The organism is Helicobacter sp. 219-2, from assembly GCF_030053225.1.
Lineage (GTDB): Bacteria > Campylobacterota > Campylobacteria > Campylobacterales > Helicobacteraceae > Helicobacter > Helicobacter pylori_C.
This window is the reverse complement of record NZ_JASGBS010000001.1, coordinates 1105708-1122941: the sequence shown is the minus strand read 5'-3', so window position 1 is coordinate 1122941 and position 17234 is coordinate 1105708. Positions and strand designations below refer to the sequence as shown.

General features: G+C 39.3%; 19 protein-coding genes and 2 pseudogenes. 9 read left to right on the top strand and 12 right to left on the bottom strand.

All coding sequences use genetic code 11. From position 1 onward, the window contains the following. Positions 1-3: 3 nt before the first annotated feature. The gene (locus P6280_RS05475; protein ID WP_283237210.1) at positions 4-741 is read left to right on the top strand and encodes a hypothetical protein; all 738 of its coding nucleotides are present in this window, start codon (positions 4-6) and stop codon (positions 739-741) included. Between the two features lie 86 nt (positions 742-827). Here P6280_RS05475 and flhB read toward each other — a convergent pair. Then, a pseudogene (gene flhB / locus P6280_RS05470) lies at positions 828-1903 on the bottom strand (flagellar biosynthesis protein FlhB). Further along, positions 1896-2501: a molybdenum cofactor guanylyltransferase MobA gene (mobA, locus tag P6280_RS05465; RefSeq protein ID WP_283237209.1), complete on the bottom strand. Its 606-nt coding sequence runs from the start codon at positions 2499-2501 to the stop codon at positions 1896-1898. Before mobA ends, flhB begins: the two are co-directional and overlap by 8 nt. Before the next feature lie 169 nt (positions 2502-2670). Here mobA and P6280_RS05460 point away from each other — a divergent pair. From P6280_RS05460 to P6280_RS05435, 6 genes and pseudogenes are all read left to right on the top strand, one after another. Beyond that, positions 2671-3422: pseudogene (locus P6280_RS05460) on the top strand (GTP 3',8-cyclase MoaA). Between the two features lie 263 nt (positions 3423-3685). Continuing rightward, positions 3686-4078, top strand: a complete 393-nt coding sequence (locus P6280_RS05455) for a hypothetical protein (protein WP_283237208.1) — start codon at positions 3686-3688, stop codon at positions 4076-4078. Positions 4079-4089: 11 nt separating this feature from the next. Beyond that, a complete protein-coding gene (locus P6280_RS05450) occupies positions 4090-4530 on the top strand; it encodes a hypothetical protein (RefSeq protein WP_283237207.1) in 441 nt (146 codons plus the stop codon). Between the two features lie 10 nt (positions 4531-4540). Continuing rightward, complete coding sequence (locus tag P6280_RS05445; RefSeq protein WP_245053250.1) at positions 4541-4822, top strand: lipocalin/fatty acid-binding family protein; 282 nt, start codon at positions 4541-4543, stop codon at positions 4820-4822. A gap of 247 nt (positions 4823-5069) precedes the next feature. Then, entirely contained in the window at positions 5070-5705 is a 636-nt protein-coding gene (locus P6280_RS05440) for a sortase (protein ID WP_349306381.1), read from the top strand. Between the two features lie 236 nt (positions 5706-5941). Continuing rightward, on the top strand, positions 5942-6256 hold the full coding sequence (locus P6280_RS05435) for a YkgJ family cysteine cluster protein (RefSeq protein WP_283237206.1): 315 nt from the start codon (positions 5942-5944) through the stop codon (positions 6254-6256). An 8-nt stretch (positions 6257-6264) separates the two neighbouring features. Here the strand turns inward: P6280_RS05435 and ftsY are convergent, their stop codons facing one another. Both ftsY and P6280_RS05425 read right to left on the bottom strand, forming a co-directional pair. Continuing rightward, a complete protein-coding gene (gene ftsY / locus P6280_RS05430; RefSeq protein WP_180524925.1) occupies positions 6265-7158 on the bottom strand; it encodes a signal recognition particle-docking protein FtsY in 894 nt (297 codons plus the stop codon). A gap of 6 nt (positions 7159-7164) precedes the next feature. Continuing rightward, the gene (locus P6280_RS05425; RefSeq protein ID WP_283237205.1) at positions 7165-7722 is read right to left on the bottom strand and encodes a hypothetical protein; all 558 of its coding nucleotides are present in this window, start codon (positions 7720-7722) and stop codon (positions 7165-7167) included. A gap of 97 nt (positions 7723-7819) precedes the next feature. Here P6280_RS05425 and P6280_RS05420 point away from each other — a divergent pair, with 97 nt between their 5' ends. Both P6280_RS05420 and rny read left to right on the top strand, forming a co-directional pair. Then, positions 7820-8494 carry a 5-formyltetrahydrofolate cyclo-ligase gene (locus P6280_RS05420; RefSeq protein ID WP_283237467.1) on the top strand — a complete coding sequence of 225 codons (675 nt, stop codon included), beginning with the start codon at positions 7820-7822 and terminating at the stop codon, positions 8492-8494. Further along, positions 8472-9983 carry a ribonuclease Y gene (rny, locus tag P6280_RS05415; RefSeq protein WP_283237466.1) on the top strand — a complete coding sequence of 504 codons (1512 nt, stop codon included), beginning with the start codon at positions 8472-8474 and terminating at the stop codon, positions 9981-9983. The genes P6280_RS05420 and rny overlap by 23 nt, the downstream gene beginning before the upstream one ends. On the opposite strand, the gene P6280_RS05410 is transcribed toward rny, so the two are convergent. From P6280_RS05410 to fliD, 8 genes are all read right to left on the bottom strand, one after another. Beyond that, positions 9984-11300, bottom strand: coding sequence for an MATE family efflux transporter (locus P6280_RS05410; protein ID WP_283237465.1), 1317 nt, complete (start codon positions 11298-11300; stop codon positions 9984-9986). Beyond that, the gene (locus P6280_RS05405) at positions 11300-12613 is read right to left on the bottom strand and encodes a Na+/H+ antiporter family protein (RefSeq protein ID WP_283237204.1); all 1314 of its coding nucleotides are present in this window, start codon (positions 12611-12613) and stop codon (positions 11300-11302) included. The genes P6280_RS05410 and P6280_RS05405 overlap by 1 nt, the downstream gene beginning before the upstream one ends. 134 nt (positions 12614-12747) lie before the next feature. Further along, positions 12748-13626, bottom strand: coding sequence for a carbon-nitrogen hydrolase (locus P6280_RS05400; protein ID WP_283237203.1), 879 nt, complete (start codon positions 13624-13626; stop codon positions 12748-12750). Between the two features lie 3 nt (positions 13627-13629). Beyond that, a complete protein-coding gene (locus P6280_RS05395; protein WP_283237202.1) occupies positions 13630-13776 on the bottom strand; it encodes a hypothetical protein in 147 nt (48 codons plus the stop codon). Positions 13777-13804: 28 nt separating this feature from the next. After that, positions 13805-14464 (bottom strand): tRNA threonylcarbamoyladenosine dehydratase, encoded by a 660-nt coding sequence (locus P6280_RS05390; protein WP_283237201.1) that lies wholly within the window; start codon positions 14462-14464, stop codon positions 13805-13807. A 52-nt stretch (positions 14465-14516) separates the two neighbouring features. Next, entirely contained in the window at positions 14517-14756 is a 240-nt protein-coding gene (locus tag P6280_RS05385; RefSeq protein ID WP_015427878.1) for a hypothetical protein, read from the bottom strand. Continuing rightward, a complete protein-coding gene (gene fliS / locus P6280_RS05380; RefSeq protein ID WP_001199081.1) occupies positions 14743-15123 on the bottom strand; it encodes a flagellar export chaperone FliS in 381 nt (126 codons plus the stop codon). Before fliS ends, P6280_RS05385 begins: the two co-directional genes overlap by 14 nt. Positions 15124-15172: 49 nt before the next feature. Beyond that, on the bottom strand, positions 15173-17230 hold the full coding sequence (gene fliD / locus P6280_RS05375) for a flagellar filament capping protein FliD (RefSeq protein WP_283237200.1): 2058 nt from the start codon (positions 17228-17230) through the stop codon (positions 15173-15175). Between the last annotated feature and the right edge of the window lie 4 nt (positions 17231-17234).

Genomic DNA, 17234 nt, shown 5'->3' with positions numbered 1-17234 from the left:
TAGATGAATTTTTATCAAAAAATACACACGCATAAAGTCGTTTTTTCTTCATTGTTTTTTTTGTTGTTTTTGTTCAATGTGGAAACTTTGTTGCTTTCGCATTTCAGCGATGATTTTTCGCAATTGTTTTTTTTGTTTGAAAACCATGTTTATGATTTCATTGTCAAATTAGATTACTTGGGGTTAATAGGCGTTTCTTTAATTTATCTGCTTGTGCTTATTGTAAAGCCTTTCACCCTCACGCGCCAAAAATGCGCTTGCGTAGGGATATTATGCCTTTCTTTCTACGCTTGGAATTTTCCTGTTAAAGATTCTTTAATAGCGCTTTATATTTTCTATTTTGTGCTGTTAGCGACTTTATTGTGGCGTTTTTTAGGGGCTAGCATGAAGCAATCTTTCTTGCCTTCTATAAATATTTGCATCGTGTGGATTTTTGCTTCTTCTTTACAGAGTTTTAGATTTTTAAGCGTGTCTGATTGCGTGGATTTTTCCCTTTTTATACTCGCTCTTATTTTATTGATACTGGTTTTAATCTACCACAAACGCCTTTTTGGGTTGTATGAATACGCTAACACGCTCATTTTGATCGTGGGGCTTAGCGTGGTGGTGCTATGCTCTAGCATGTTTATTCAAACTAAAGAATACTATGGCATGCGATTGGGTTTTTATTTTTTAGGCTTGTTAGGGTGGCTTTTAGAATATGTGCATAACACTTTAAGGCGCTTGGAGCATCAAATTTAAAGCTCAAGTAGGGATAGCTAAAGCTTTTTGATTGAGTGTCCTTGATTGAGTGTCTTTTTGGGGCTTAAAAGCGGGTTTAAAAAATCTTAAAGAGGTTTAATGATCTTTTGTTTCTGGCGTTCTTGCTCTAATTTAGCCACTTGAGCAAAGACTATCGCCACAGCTTCAAACAATTCTTCTGGTATGGTAGCGTTTAATTTCACATCTCTATAAAGCTCTCTAGCGAGCGTTTTATTTTCTATAATTTCTATGTCATGCTCTCTAGCGATACCCTTAATCCTAATGGCTAAATAATCCATGCCTTTAGCCACCACCACCGGCACAGGGTGTTCTTCATCAAATTTGAGAGCGACAGCATAATGGGTGGGGTTAGTAACCACGACATTAGCTTTAGGGATTTCTTGCATCATTTTATTCGTGGCGTTTTTTAGCATCATTTGGCGGATTTTGGCTTTGATTTCTGGGTTTCCTTCTTGCTGTTTGTATTCGTCCTTAACTTCTTGTTTAGTCATTTTTAAAGAGTTGGTGTATTGGCGGCGTTTGATTATTAAATCTATAAAAGCCAAGACAAAAAATAAAAATAAAAGCGAAGAAATGAGCATTAACGCCTTGCTTTTAAACCACAATAACTGGTCTTGCAAATTCAAAAGAGCCGCATGGTTTAATTCCCCTAAAAATAAGGAAAAGATGAAAAATCCCAGAAAAAAAGCTAAAAAAACTTTTAAAGTGATCAAACTCCCATCAAGGAGCTTTTTTAAAGAAAAAAGGTTTTTGACGCCATTGATAGGGTTGATTTTAGAAAATTTAGGCTCAATGACTTTAGGGGCAAAGAGCCAGCCAAATTGCAAGACATTAGATAAAAACGCCACCACCACTAAAATGATTAAAATAGGTAAAAGCAATAAAAAAGTGTCTTTAGCCAGTTGGTTAAACAGCTTTTGAACGCTTTCTTTACTGAAATCTAGGGAAAAATCTTTCACTACATGGCGATACATCTCGCTAAAGCCATCCACCCACCAGATAAAAAAACAAAAATACCAAGTAATCCGGCCAATAACCCTAAAACCCCCACCACTTCCATGCTCTTAGGCACATTGCCTTCTTCTCTGGCTTTTTGGATTTTTTTCGCGCTAGGGAGTTCGGTTTTTTCTTCTTCAGCCATTTGTTCTCTCTTTTAAAATTTGAACGGCTAATTCATAGTCTTTTAGGGTGTTTAGGTTTAAAAATTCTTCTTCTTTATCCAAATGCATAGCGATAGAAGAGGTGTTTTTCACAAGATCACTAAGGCGATAATTTTGTGTTTTAAGAGCGTAACTAAGAGCGTTAAAAATATTTTGATGCCACAGAGAAATCAAATAATGTTCTTTTGTAGGGCTTTTAGCATAGACCACGCTAAAATCTTTAATCCCACAAAGAGCCTTAATGCTTTCAAAGGACACTAAAGGCGTGTCTATAGGGATAAAAAAAATATAAGGGGTTTGCAATGTTAAAAAAGCGTTATAAATGCCAAAAAGGGGTGAAAAAAGATCGCTCTCTTTTTCTAAAAGGTAGGGAGCGTTTAATTCATACGATTTTTTAGCGCTGATAATGACTTTTTTGAAAAGTTTTAAAAGGCGCATGTATTGGTATTCTAAAAGGCTAGAATACGATTCAAAAGGCATGAGAGCCTTATTGATTTGAATGTTATTGGTGATAAAACGAGAGCTTTTGCCCCCAGCCAGTAAAACGCAAGGAATGTCATTAATGATAGGGTTTTTCAAAAGATCTATCCATGTTTGATGTTGTTAAGTCATTGTTTGTTATGTTACACTAAAAGCTTAAATAAAGGGCATAAGGGAAAAGGGAGTGTTAGTAGATAGTTTTAATAGGGTTATTGACTATATTAGGGTTTCTGTAACCAAACAATGTAATTTCAGGTGCCAGTATTGCATGCCTACTACGCCATTAAATTTTTTTGATAATGAAGAATTATTGCCTTTGGATAATGTTTTAGAATTTCTTAAAATCGCCATTGATGAAGGCGTTAAAAAAATTAGAATCACCGGTGGGGAGTCGCGTTATCCCGAGTGAATGTTTCATTGGATTCTTTAAAAAGGGTTTTAAAAATCTCTCAAAAAGACGCCCTTAAAAACACGCTAGAAGGGATTGAAGAGTCCTTGAAAGTGGGTTTAAAACTCAAATTAAATACGGTTGTGATAAAAAGCGTTAATGATGATGAAATCTTAGAGCTTTTAGAATACGCAAAAAATAGGCATATCCAAATCCGCTACATTGAATTTATGGAAAACACGCATGCTAAAAGTTTGGTTAAAGGCTTGAAAGAGCGAGAAATTTTAGATTTGATCGCTCAAAAATATCAAATCATTGCGACAGAAAAACCTAAACAAGGGTCTTCTAAAATCTACACGCTAGAAAATGGCTATCAATTTGGCATTATCGCTCCGCATAGCGATGATTTTTGCCAATCTTGCAATCGTATCCGTTTGGCTTCTGATGGTAAGATTTGCCCATGCTTATACTATCAAGACGCCATAGACGCTGAAGAGGCGATCGTAAATAAGGATACAAAAAATATAAAAAGGCTTTTAAAGCAATCTATCATCAATAAACCAGAAAAAAACATGTGGAATGATAAAAACAGCGAAACTCCCACAAGGGCGTTTTACTACACAGGGGGGTAGGGGAGTAAAATATTTATTATTTTAAACCTTTTTATTAAAAATAAGGCGGTTTGCTTAGGATTTTTGGTTATAGTGGCTAGGATTGAACAATAAGGAGATCTTTATGGAAAAAGTCCTAGCGTTTTTTATCTCTAGCTTTTTTATTCCTAGTCTTTCGGGGGGGGGGGGGTTACTTATAAGCTTTTCTTAGATTCTTCAAAATCCCCCATTCTTTTTAAACTTCTTCAATTCCGTTTATTGACACTACTAAAGGGAGGCAATTCATGTTGGATCAAGATGTGTTACAAAATTCCCATGAAGCTGGGGTGGGTGGTTTGGAGAGTGAAATTTTGAATGGTTTTGTTTCATTCATAAAGAGTATCTATAAATGCCAAAAAAAAGGAAAAGACCCCAAAGAAGTACTCAAGCACACCGCTATTGCGACTCTAAAGGGTGGTGTGCGTAGTTATGGTATTGCATTTGGGGGTTCATTATTGGGGGGCATGATGCATAATAACGCTAACCAATTCATCCAAAACCTTAGCAATGGTTCAATACCTACGATGGTTGTAGGGGTTGGTGTGGGAAGTTGCGAAATTTTAATTAAATATTTTCGTGGAAAGATTAATAGTGTGGAGTGTTTGGAGAAATTGGGGGAAAAAACACCAAATTTTTAAGCGGTATAGCTATGAGTGGCATTGGTCAATTAGCGATCCCCATTCCTGTGGTTGGAGCGCTCATCGGGGGCTTTGTGGGTGCAGCGTTGAGCGAAGCTTTTTTTAACGCCTTAAATTCTAAAAAGGTTGAACTAGCACGCCAAAGGCGTATAGAGATTGAGAAAGAATGCCGTGAGAGTATCAGGCTGTTAGAGATGTATCGCAATCAATTTAAGGAGGTGTTTGAGCGGTATTTTCAAGAGACTGCGAGATTCTTTAATGAGAGTTTTGATGAGTTGGAGAGGGCGCTTTATGCGGGCGATGCGGATTTGGTCATAGGAGCCAATAATAAGATCCAAGAAGGGCTGGGTCAAAAGGCGTTGTTTGGCAACAAGCAAGAATGTTGGGAATTTATCACTAGCCGTAAAGAGGGTTGGAATTTCATCACCAGCCGTGGAAGAACAGAAATTTAAAGGAGAAGTCATGGAAGAAAATAGAGATGGGCATGCGATTGTGTCTAATGTGATAAAGTCGTTGGAAAAGGGTGGTTTTTTCAGTCCAAGCGATCGAGAAAAATTCGCACGAGTCGCCAGAGAGCATGGGATTGAAGGTAGCGTTATTGAAGAGGTTATTGATATTGCTCAGACCATTAGTCTTATCTTTCGCCATGAAGATGGCTTGATAGGAGCGATCTGGCAAGAGAGGAGAAGAAAGCCGTGTGCGCTGAACTCCAAAAGAGCATTGATGAAAATTTGGAAGCTTTGAGAAAGATCACGAACTCCTTATTTGCTACTAAATTTGTTGCTGATCTTACGAGATCAATGTTTCCACTAAATGTGCAAAAAATGATGGAAGTCCTTAATAATTATAATAATAAAGATGGGTCAAAATAAAGGAGAAGACATGCCATACCGCTGATAAAGTCAATGAAATAGTCAAAGAGGCAGAGGATTTAAAAGAAGGGGCAAAGAATAGGGTTGAGTGCGCTGAGTCTGGTTACAAGAACGCTCTCATGGGATTGGGTAAGAAAAAACTCCATGTCATAAGCCATGGCGTTTCAAGGTTTGTGAGGCATTTCAATCAATTGAAGGGTCATCAGTTTTTCGTCAAAGATTCTGACATGCAAGATCTCCACAAACAAGTCTCAGTTGCACAAAATTTCTCTAAACAACTTAATGCCAGTGGTATGAGCGAGGAGAGCACTATAGGGGGAATGTTTGCAGGCTATGGTGGTTTAGGTATTTCTAGTTTCACTACTGGTGATATGTTGGGTGGAGGGCTCACTATGGGTGGTCTTGCAGGCATGGTAGTGCTTGGAGGGCTTGTGGCCGGGCCAGCACTCGCTATTTTGGGAGCTATGAGCGCTGATGAAATGAAAGAGAAGCTAGAAAAAGCCAAGGCTTACTACTCTCAAGTTGAAAAAGCCGTTAAAAAAGCAGATGCGATGACCGATCAGTTTCAAGCTATTGAAAAAATGGCTAAGCTTTTCACCAAACAGATCGCCAAATGCGATACACTGCTCTTCTTGCTCTCTCAAGACGCCATTGCCACGATGAAAAAAACACAACTACGATTTCTCTCCTTACGACAAAGAAGAAAACGAAGAAGAAAAAGATCAGCTCTGCGTTACGGTTTCAACGCTCTCTAGTTTGAGCGCTTTTTTGAAAGTGCCTATCATAGACGAACACCAAAAGCTTAATGAAAAAGCGCAAATGGCTTTGGAGATCATGAAAGGGCAGATGGATGCCCTAGAAAGCGGGTAAGAAAGCGGGCGTTATGATGTGGCGATGATCCAATCCAGGCAAAAAGATCTTGAAAACCTGTAAAAGGGGATCGCCTAGAGGCTTGAAAGATAAAGAGCCTTAAAGGGGAGAATATAAAAAGATGAAAGGATCAAGTGAAAAGCTTGATCGCTTCCCTTGCACCTCTTGTGGGCTGTGCTGTAAAAATATCACCGGGATTATTGAGCTTGTTGGGTTTGATGCCGGTAATGGGGTATGCAAGTTTTTGGATTTAGAAACCAATCTGTGCAAGATTTATGAATCCCGCCCGTTAATTTGCATGGTTAATGAAGCGCACAAAAAGCTTTATTCTCATATTCCGCTGAAGGAGTTTTATGCTAAAAACGCAGAGGTTTGCAACGCTTTGCAAGAATCAAACCATATGGATAAGAGCTTTAGGGTTGTTCTTAAGGAATAATTTTTAATTTATTGTTCCACAAACACCGCATCAACCAAATCTTCTATAAAGCGCTCTTCATCAAAAGCGATCAAATCGTCTTCTTTTTCGCCCATTCCTAAATAAAGAATGGGTAATTTCAACTCATACAGCACGCTTAAAATCGCTCCGCCTTTAGAAGTGCCATCAAGCTTAGTCATAATCACGCCGTCTAACGCCAAAGTCTCATGGAAAATCTTGGCTTGAGTGAGCCCAGAACTCCCTTGCGTGCCGTCTAAAATAAGGAATTTATAAAAGGGGGCGTCTTTTAAAACTTTAGAGCAGGTGCGCGCGATTTTAGAAAGCTCGTTTTTAAGGTTGGTCTGGTTGTGTAACCTCCCGGCGGTGTCTATAAAAACTTCATCTATATTTTTAGCGATCGCGCTTTCTATGGTGTTATAAGCTAGAGAGCTTGGATCGCTCCCTTCTTTAGCGCTAATGACTTGAATGTTAAGCTTTTCGCCCCATAACTGGAGCTGTTTGACTGCGGCCGCTCTAAAGGTATCGCCTGCCCCTAAAAGCACTTTTTTATGCTGTTTTAAAGAGAGCTTGGCGAGTTTGGCGATCGTGGTGGTTTTGCCCGCCCCATTAACCCCCACGATTAAATGCACTAAGGGTTTTGTGGTGATAGTTTTTAGGCGTGTTTTATCATAATAGCTTTCCCCACGCACGAAACGCAACAAAGCGACTTCTAATTGCTTGGGCGTGATTGAATCGCCTAAATGATTTAGCAAACTCTCTATCAAATCGTATTGAATGTCAAAACCAATCAAAATTTCTTCTAATTCCTCTTTAGGAACGCTTTGGCGCTTTTTTTCTTTAGCCTCTTCTCTAACCTCTTCACCCTTAATTTTATTGACAATTTTTTTGAAAAAATTAAACATGGTTTTTTAATCCTTTAAATTGGAAATATCAAATTGGAGCATTTCTATGGGCACGATCCCCTGATACATTTTGATCAATTGGTGTTTGTAATATAAGAGCATGTTAAAAGAATGATCTAAAGAGTCATGCTTTAAATGATCAAAAAGAGCGGTATCTTTAGGGTTTAAAATCATAAAATCAGCTTGAGAATGCGCATTAAAGTCTTTGATTTCATCGCTTGAATAGGGTTTATTGAGTAAAATAAGCACCCTCAAACGATCTTTAAAAGTTTTTTTTAAGATGTTAAAGCTGGGGGCGTAATCTTTTAAAAAATTATCTAAAGCGCTTAAAACTAATAGGGTAGGAGCGTTAGAATCCGGACTGATATTTAGAGAATCTAAATCGCCCATGATCGTGTATTCTTGGTTATTTGAATCCGTAGCGGTGTAGGTTTTAGGGCTATCTTGTTGGGTGGTATTGTTTTGAGAGTCTTGAGATTTTTGAGAATTTTTACAAGCGCTAAAACCTAACAAAACGATCAAAACCAGCGCGATAAAACGCAAAAAATAAGCCTTAATTCTCATTATAAATACATCCTTAAGAATAATAAAATGGTAACTAATAACCTAAAATTATACTATAATGTAAGTCTAAAATTTAAGGATTATAACCATTAAAACGATTTTTAGAGATTTTTGTAAAGAACGCTTGAAAAGGGCTAAACCAACCAAAGATAAAGCGGTCAGGGACAAACTGGCTTGCAAGCTTTTATTTTTGAAACTCAAAGATTATCAAAATATTTTATTGTATAGCCCATTAGGGCATGAGCTTGACATTAGGCCTTTGATTTTGAAGTTAAGACAACAAAATAAGCATGTGTGGTTGCCTAAAAGCATCAAAAAAGGCGCTAATTTTTCTAAAGAGGGTTTCACTATCGCGCCCTTTAGGTTGCCCTTAAGGCGTTTGGGGTGGTTTGATGAGCCTAATTTGTCACGCTATTATAAGCAGGAATTAGATTGTATTGTCGTGCCGATTTTAGGAATGGATACAAGCTTTAGGCGCGTGGGTTTTGGGCTAGGCATGTATGATAGGAGTTTGCCCCAATTATTCAAAAGGCGGCTAAAACGCCCCTTAATCGTGTTTGTGAGTAGGGAGTTAGCGATAGCCAATGGTGTTTTTACAGACGCCTATGACATTGAAGCGGATCTTTATATGAATGCTCGTATCGTTATGAAGAATAATAAAAGGAAACATTATGAGCATGGGGTTAATTTACATTTCATTAGAAGTCTTGGTAGCGTGTTTGATTACCGCTCTAGCCATGTATTATGTGATGAAAAAGATCTATTACGCTAGAGGGCAAGCCGTTTTAAAAGGTGCTTCAGCTAAAGCCAAATTGATGGAGTTTCAAGCGAAATCTTTTGTGGAAGCTGAAGAGATGCGCATGAAAAGCCAAGAATGCAAATTGCAACAGCAATATGAAAATAAAAATTTGCAGCTCCAAACCCATTTTGAAAAAAAAGAAGCGCATTTGAAGCATTTAGAAGTGCAACACAAAGAATTTGTAAGAGATGAAAAACGCTATTTGGAAAAAGAAAAACAAGAGCTTGAAAAAGAACGCCAAATTTTAGAACAAGAGAGAGAAAATTTTAAAAAACAGTGCGCTGTTTGTAAAGAAGCTCAAGCCAAAGCGCTAGATGCGATGCTCAATTACATGGCTTACACCAAAGATGAAATTAAAAACATGGTTTTAGAGCAATTAGAAGAAGAATTAGAAGCGCAAAAAAGCGCGTTGATCAAGCGTTATGAAAAAGAAGCCAAAGAAGAGGGCAAGAGAAAATCGTATGCCATTTTAGCGGAAGCGACAGCCCGTTTTGCGGGTAATTATGCGGCAGAGAATTTAACAACTCGCATTGCTTTGCCTTGCTCAGATTATATCGGTCGTGTGATAGGCAAAGACGGGAAAAATATTGAAGCGTTTAAAAAAGTCAGCGGAGTGGATATAGAATTTAGCGAAGACAGCAGCGAATTGTGTTTGTCCAGTTTCAATCTTTATCGGCGTGAAGTAGCGAGCGAAACGCTTAAAATTTTAATAGAAGACGGCCGTATCCAGCCTAACAGGATTGAAGAGGTCTATCATAGAGTCGCACGCAACATGGAAAAAGAATTGCTTTCTGAAGGGGAGAGCGTGGTGCTAGAATTAGAGCTTGGGGCTATGGAAGATGAGCTTAAATTTTTAATAGGCAAAATGCGTTATCGTTCCAGTTTTGGGCAAAACGCCTTACAGCATTCTAAAGAAGTCGCTCTTTTAGCCGGCTTGATTGCAGAGCAGCTTGGAGGGGATAAAAAACTCGCCAGAAGAGCCGGTATTTTGCATGATATTGGCAAAGCGCTCACCCAAGAGCTTGGGAGAGATCATGTGAATTTAGGGGTTGAGGTGTGCAAGCGCCATAAAGAAGACCCGGTTGTGATTAATGCGATTTATGCCCACCATGGGCATGAAGAAATCATGAGCGTAGAGTGCGCGAGCGTGTGCGCGGCTGATGCGCTTTCAGCAGGGCGTCCTGGGGCTAGAAGAAAGAGCGATGAAGAATACGCTAAACGCATGCAAGCTTTAGAAGAGATCGCGCTAGAATTTGATGGGGTGGAAAAAGCGTATGCGATGGAGAGCGGGCGAGAACTAAGAGTGATTGTCAAATCCAACCAGGTTAGGGACAATCAAGTGCCTATTATTGCCAGAAAGATCGCTAAAAAGATAGAAGAGAGCACTCAGTATGTGGGCGAAGTGGGCGTGCAGGTGGTGCGAGAAAGCCGTTTTAAAACGACCGCTACGCTCAAGCAATAATCAAGCCTTTTTCCCGCACCTTTTCCAAATGCCTTTAGAAAAAACTTTATAATAGATGAATGAGCGCAAAAAAGTTTCTGATGCGATCACTACAAAAATAAATTCCACCTTAAAATGATAAATCAAAAGCAAGTAAATGGGCATGATCCTTAGCCCCCATAAACTTAGGGTGTTAATATACAGTGAGACTTTAGAAATGCCAGCCCCTCTAAAAACTCCATCCAGCACAAAATACCCAATTAAAGGGGCTTGAGAAAGACCCACAGCGATCAAATAAGATCGCGCCACTTCCAAGACTTCTTCATCTTGAGAAAAAAGGCTCGCAAATTCTTTAGCGAATAAAACTAAAACAATCCCTAAAACCCCCATTAAACCCATAGAAATTTTTAAAATCAAATGCGCGTATTCTGTGGCGATCTTTGGCTTGTTCGCCCCCAAATTTTGCCCTGTTAAAACCATCGCTGCGATCATAAACCCAAATCCGGGCATGAACGAAAAGGTTTCAACCCTAATGCCTATTTGCATGCCCGCTAACACCTTATCCCCATAGCTCGCTACAAATTTGGATAAGAGGGTTAAAGAAAATAAGCTCAATAAGCGCTCAAACCCGGCCGGCCAACCCACTCTAAACATGGTTTTTAAAAAAGAAAAATGAAAGGTTATTTTGAATTTTAAAGGGATTTTTTTGATTTGTATCCAAACGCCAAGCGCGAGCAATTCCAAATAAGAAACAATCACATTCGCTAAAGCAGAGCCTACAATCCCCATTTCTTTAAAACCAAAATCCCCAAAAATCAAGGCTTGATTCAAGAAAATGCATGCGATGACCATGATGATTTTGACAATAAAGGGGGTTAGGGTGTCTGAAAAGCTAGCGAGCGCTGAAACTAAAACATTTTTTAAAAAAATACTCGGTAGCGCGATGACTAAGACTTCTAAATAATCTTGTGTTAATTGGCGTGAAGGATCTTGTAATCGCATCCAATTTAAAAAAGGCTCAATCAAAAAATAAGAAACAAACAGCACGCCCAAACAGATCACAAACGCCCCTATAAAAATACTTGAAAAAGCGTGGTTGATTTGAGTAAAATCCCTAGCTCCCACAAGCCTAGAAAGAATGGCGTTAGTGCCGGTGTATAAAATCGTATTGATGCCATAAAAAAGCATCAAAAATTGCAAACCCACCCCTAAAGCCACAATGTGATGGTGCGAAATCTTGCCCACAAAAAAAACCGAGAGCGCGACCACTAGCACATCTAAAAAAGCGTTAATCCCAGAGGGTAAGGCTAAAGAAAAGATTTTCTTAACTTGATAGATTAGCCTAATAGTAACGCTCCAACCACTCCAAAAACAATCAAAGGGAGGTTATAGACTAAAAAAGTCGGCACGCATGTGTCATAGATATGATTGTGTTGGTTGTCTGCGTTAAGCCCGCAAGTAGGCCCCATGGTGCTATCGCTAGCCGGTGAGCCTGCATCACCTAAAGCTGCGGCTATGCCGATGAGTAAAATCGTAGATTCTATGCTAAAACCTAATTTCGCGCATAAAGGGACATAAAACACAGCGATGATAGGAATAGTGCCAAAAGAAGTCCCTATCCCCATAGTGATAAAAAGCCCTACAACAAGCATTAAAAAAGCCCCTAAAAGCTTCCCTTGGACTACGCTTGTGATCGCATTCACTAAGCCCTCTATCGCATGCACTTTTTGCAACACTTCTCCAAACCCGCTAGCCACTAACATCACAAAAGCGATAAACGCCATCATTTTCACGCTATCATCCATAAGCGAATCTGTTTCTTTAAACTTAATGCCACGACCCAGTAAGATAATCGCTAACGCTAAAAAGGCGGCTAAGGGCATAGAATCGGTGGTTAATTGAATCGCAAACGCCACGATAATCCCTATAAAAGTCAAGTAGTCATGGTAGTTTAATTGGAGCGAGGCGTAATTTTCTATGTTAAAAGATTTTTCTTTGTAGTGTCTGGGTTTTTTGTATAGCGTTAATACAGAAGCAAATAGCCCAACAACCATCGCTAACCCCGCTATCCACATCACTCCTGTGATTTGTGATAGGGTAGCGCTAACGCCATTAGCTTTTAATTGTTCTAAAATGGTGGTTTGAAAAATCAAGCCAAACCCTACAGGAAGCACCAAGTAGGGGGCTTGCAAGCCAAAGGTTAAAGCACAAGCGACCGCTCTTCTATCCAATTCTAGACGGTTCATTAAATGCAAAAGAGGGGGGATTAAAATAGGGATAAAAGCGATATGCACCGGCACTAAATTTTGCGAAAAACATGCGATGAAAGCGATCAAAAAGCAAAAAGTGGATCGTTTGTAATTCATTAAGCCTATTAATTTACTCAAAGCGACTTTAATGAGATTGCTTTTAGCGATCGCTACCGCTAAAGCCCCTAAAAGGATGTAGCTTAAAGCGATGTTTAAATTGCCTTTCATGCCATCTATCATTGCATTAAAACTCTCCGTGATCCCAAGCCCTCCCATAAGTCCTGCTATGAGAGTCGCACTAATCATAGAAAGCATGACATTGAGCCTTAAAAGGCTAAGAACGCACATGCAAATGATGGCCACAAAGGCAGGATTGCTCCATATAGAGCTATTTTCTAGCATTTTTGCTCCTTATTAAAATGAAAATACCGCACAAAAATGATAGAATTTTTGCACTTGTTTAGCGCAAAAAACCACAGCTACCATGTTTAATCCTTTCTAACACCTTAATTTCTAATTTTAAATTGATTGACTGATTAAATATAGCGTTTCAACAAATCGTTATAAAAATCAATGCGTCTGTCTCTCAAAAACGGCCACATTCGGCGCACTTCTTCGGTGCGTTCTAAATTAATTTCCGCATACAAAATCTCTTCTTTATCGCTCGCTTTAGCCAAAAATTCGCCCAAAGCCCCCACCACAAAACTAGAGCCAAAAAAAGTAATGCCCCCCTTAATCGCGCCGCTAGGATCTAACTCTACGCCCACTCTGTTAGTCGCAATCAAAGGCAAGCCATTAGCGATCGCATGCCCTCTTTGGATAGTCTCCCATGCGTTTTGCTGGCGTTTTTTTTCTTCATTAGAATCTTCTTCTAAAAACCCTATCGCGCTAGGATAGATTAAAATTTCTGCCCCTTTTAAAGCCATAATCCTTGCTGCCTCAGGATACCACTGATCCCAGCACACCATAAGCCCTAATTTGCCCACGCTTGTAACAATAGGCTCAAAGCCCAAATCCCCCGGCGTGAAATAAAATTTTTCATAAAACCCCGGATCATCAGGAATGTGCATTTTGCGATACACTCCAGCGATTGATCCGTCCTTTTCAAACACAACAGCACTATTGTGATACAACCCTTTAGCACGCTTTTCAAATAAAGAAGCGATCAGCACCACTTGAAATTTTTGGGCTAAAGCGCTAAAAAAAGCCTTATCTTCTTCAAAATATTCGCCCAAATCAAAAAATTTAGGGTTTTCGCTCTGGCAAAAATAACTATAGGGGTTTAATTCTTGCAACACCACTAAATCGGTTTTAGGGTGTTTTTTTAGCGCTTGTTCAAGCAAGTTTGCTGTATGCTCTATGGTTTTTTTTCTAGAGCCGCAATAAGCATGCTGGAGGACGCTTGCACAAATCATTTTTCACTCTTCTTCATAATCAGAGCTATAGTCTTCATAATCGTCATCACCATAGACATTTTTATAATCCCCATACTCTTCATCTTCTTCTTCAAAGCCCTCTAATTCTTCTTCTTCAAAATCTTCCAACTCGTCTTCGTAATCTTTCATTCCACTTCCTTTCATTGTTGATAATACCTTATTTAATAATGTCTTGCACGACTTCACTCGCTATTTGCAAACCAAAACTCGCCGTAACCGCATTAAAACTCCCAAGCTCTATGCAATGCGGAACTTCAGGGCTAAAAACCACTTTAAAATCCCCTTTAAAACGGCGTTTTTTTAAAAAATCCCTAAACTTACGCCCGAATTTATCGCCATAGCTTTCCCACACGCTCCCCACTTGGATGTGTTTAGGATTCAAGCGTTTCGCGCTCCCCATAGAGCTGATAAATTTCCCGTAAGAGAAATTTTGACATTTGATCGCTAAGCTCGTTTTAATAGGCAAATCGTCCATGCAATCTAGAATGTAATCATAATCTCTAAAATTAAACGAATTTAAAAACGCTTCATCTATATGCAAATTCAAAGCTTGAATGCCTTTATAGAGATCTTGCAACACCAACACTTTAGATTCTCCTATCCTTTCTGATCCAATCTGGCGGTTTTGATTGGTAACATCAAACACATCTTTATCAATGATAGTGATTTGCCCTATTCCCACACGATACAAAGCGTCTAACGCAAAGCCCCCAACGCCCCCCACGCCACAGATTAAAACCCTTTGTTGGCGGATTTTTTCAAAATCGTTTTTAAACAACCACCTTATGCGCGTGAATCTATCTATGGGTTCAGACAATCTTTAGCCTTCAATAAAAATAGTGCTTTTATTGTATCGTAGTTTAAAAAATCTAAGACAAAAATTTTTGAATCTTCTTAGCCTTATGCATTTGTGATTGCAGTTCTTCTTTTTCTTTTTCTAATAGTTCAATGCTTTGGGCTATCATTTCCTTAAGGCTTAAAAGCGTGTCTAAATCCAAGCTTTTTATTTGCTCTAAAGAAAGGTGCTCTATCAATGAAAAGGCCTGTTTAGAATCTTTTTTAATGAGAGCGATTTTAAAGGAATCTAATAACATGTTAGGCGAGTTCATCTGAATGGATTTCCCTCCATGCTTCTAGTAACCCCCTAGCCACATTCAACACCAAATCAATCTTACTCGCATCGTTTTCCACATTGGCTTGCGTTAAAACTTTGATTTGATGGGTGTATAAGCCTGTGAGATACACTGCCACTTCCCCCCCTTTTTCATAATCTAAAATATTCAACAATTCCGTGAAAATATCCGTAACCCTGTTAATATAATAAATCTTTTTTTCAATGTCTTCATTTTCAATACAGCGTTTGGCTTGCGAAGAAAATCTTAAAATCCCCTCATAAAGCATTTCAATGAGTTTTGCTGGGGATTCCACACTCACTCGGTTATGCTGGTAGGCTTGATAAGCGTTAGCGTATTGCATAATGTTCCTTCATCCTTTAAAATTGATAACTCTTTTTTTTTAATTCTTTTTAATTCTTTTTGGCCGCCGCTTGATCGATCATCATTTGCACGGAATTGAATTTTTGATTGGCTTTAGAAATTTGGCTATCATAAGCCGCAAAGCGTTCCGCCATGATGTTGTAGCGGGTTTTTAAAAGCTCTTGAGCGTTTTCTTTGTCTTTGGTCAGGCTTTTAGCATCTCTGTCTAGGGAATCTTCATAAATCTTTAATTTAGCGTTCCCTCCATCTATGAGATTGGCGATGACTTGATTGAATTTAGAAAAAATGCCCTCTTGGTGGATTTCTCTGCCCCCCATATCCTTGCTATCGCTCCCATAGAAAAAATCTTGAGTCGCTTTAGGATTAGAATTTAAGGCACTACTCAATTTAGCCTCATCTAAACTCATCACGCCCTTATCGTCCAAACTAAGCCCGTATTTCATCAAGCTTTCTACCCCATTATCCGTATGCACGCTATAAGAAAACACATTATTAAGAGAAGAACGAATCGTGCGAATATCGCCCACGCCGTTAAAAATCCCAGCGATTTTAGTGTCAGCGTCATAACGAGTGTCTTCGTCTAGTTTGGGAATAAGCTCATTATAGGCTTTGACAAATTCAGTAAGGCTGTCTATAATGGCTTGATTGTCCCTGCTCACGCTGATAATGGCAGGTTTATTAGGCTCTGTGGTTTGCTCTAAAGTGATATTAACCCCACTGATCACATCATTGATCTCATTAGTGGGGCGTGTGATGCTCACCCCATTATAAGTGAATGCTGAATCGCTCGCTTTTTGCAAATTTTTAGACATAAAAAGCGCGCCTTGTGAAGCTTCATAGGATTGCACCATGCCAGCATTCAAGCCCAAATCCTTCAAACTGGCCTTGCCTAAAGCGTCCTCGCCCTTAATCGTTAGCATCCCGGTTTTAGAATTGATCACAAGCTTGCCTTCAGCGTTCTTAAACGCATTCAAGCCTTCTTTGGAATTGATCGCTTGAATAATAGCGTCTGTGTTTTCTTCACTGGTGTTGCTTTCTTTGGTTAAAGCGCTCAAATCCAGTTTTTGACCATTCAAGCTAACCACCCCTTCTAATTTACCCTCTTTTATGGTGCGAGAGCTTTTCAATAAATCGCTTTCTTGGGTAGTGGTTTGCAAAAACCCAAGCTCTTTAGCCTTACTCCCTTTAATCTCAATATTTCCCCCACGCCTATCATTAATGATTAAAGACTCCCCCCCATGAAGAGTGTCTATAGAAATATCCCCATTAGCGATCAAATCTTTAAAATTAGGGTCATTTTCTAAAGCCTGCTCCATCGCTTTTTGGATTGCGGTGTTTTTTTGTTTGATAGAAGCGCTTTCAGGGAGTTCTAGCACAATGGGGACTTCATGCATACTCCCATCAGCCCCCTTTAAATTCAAACTCACTTCACTTTTTGCGCTCCCATCAACCCCCAAAGAAAGGGCGTTTTTGTTAGTGAGCGTGGATTGGAGGTGTGAGCCAAAATAGATGCGGTTGTCTTCGCCGGTGTTTTTGGTATTCACCATTAATTGGTAGGGGTCATTCCCTCCTGTTTTCATCACAATGCCCATCACTTCGCCGTTGGTAGCGTCCGTGATGCTTTGAGCCACATCGCCTAAAGTCATTCCTGCTTTAATATCAACGGCGTAATCCTTGTTTTGCGTGTAAAACTTGAGCGTGGTATCCACTTGGCTAAAAATATCATCTCTTGAAGAAAATTTCGCCCCTAATTCGTTAATATCGCCTTGCGCTAAATTTTGCACATCCACTTTAATGTCTTGAATAGGCACGCCAGCCCCCACGCTCGCGCTCAACGCATCGCCTGTAACATTGCTTTTCCTGCTGATATAAGTGGAATAATCTGAAAGCGTTTTAACCGGGCCTTTGAGAGATGAAAGGAGCGTTTTAATTTCCACAAGGGCTTTTTGTTTTTCAACATTTTGCTCCATTTTCTTGTCTAAGGGGGCGATTAACGCTTTTTCATCGGCGTCCTTAAGCTTGTCAATCACATCGTAATTCAAAACCTTACTGCCAAGCCCTAATGAGCTTAATGAACCTATTGCCATGTTT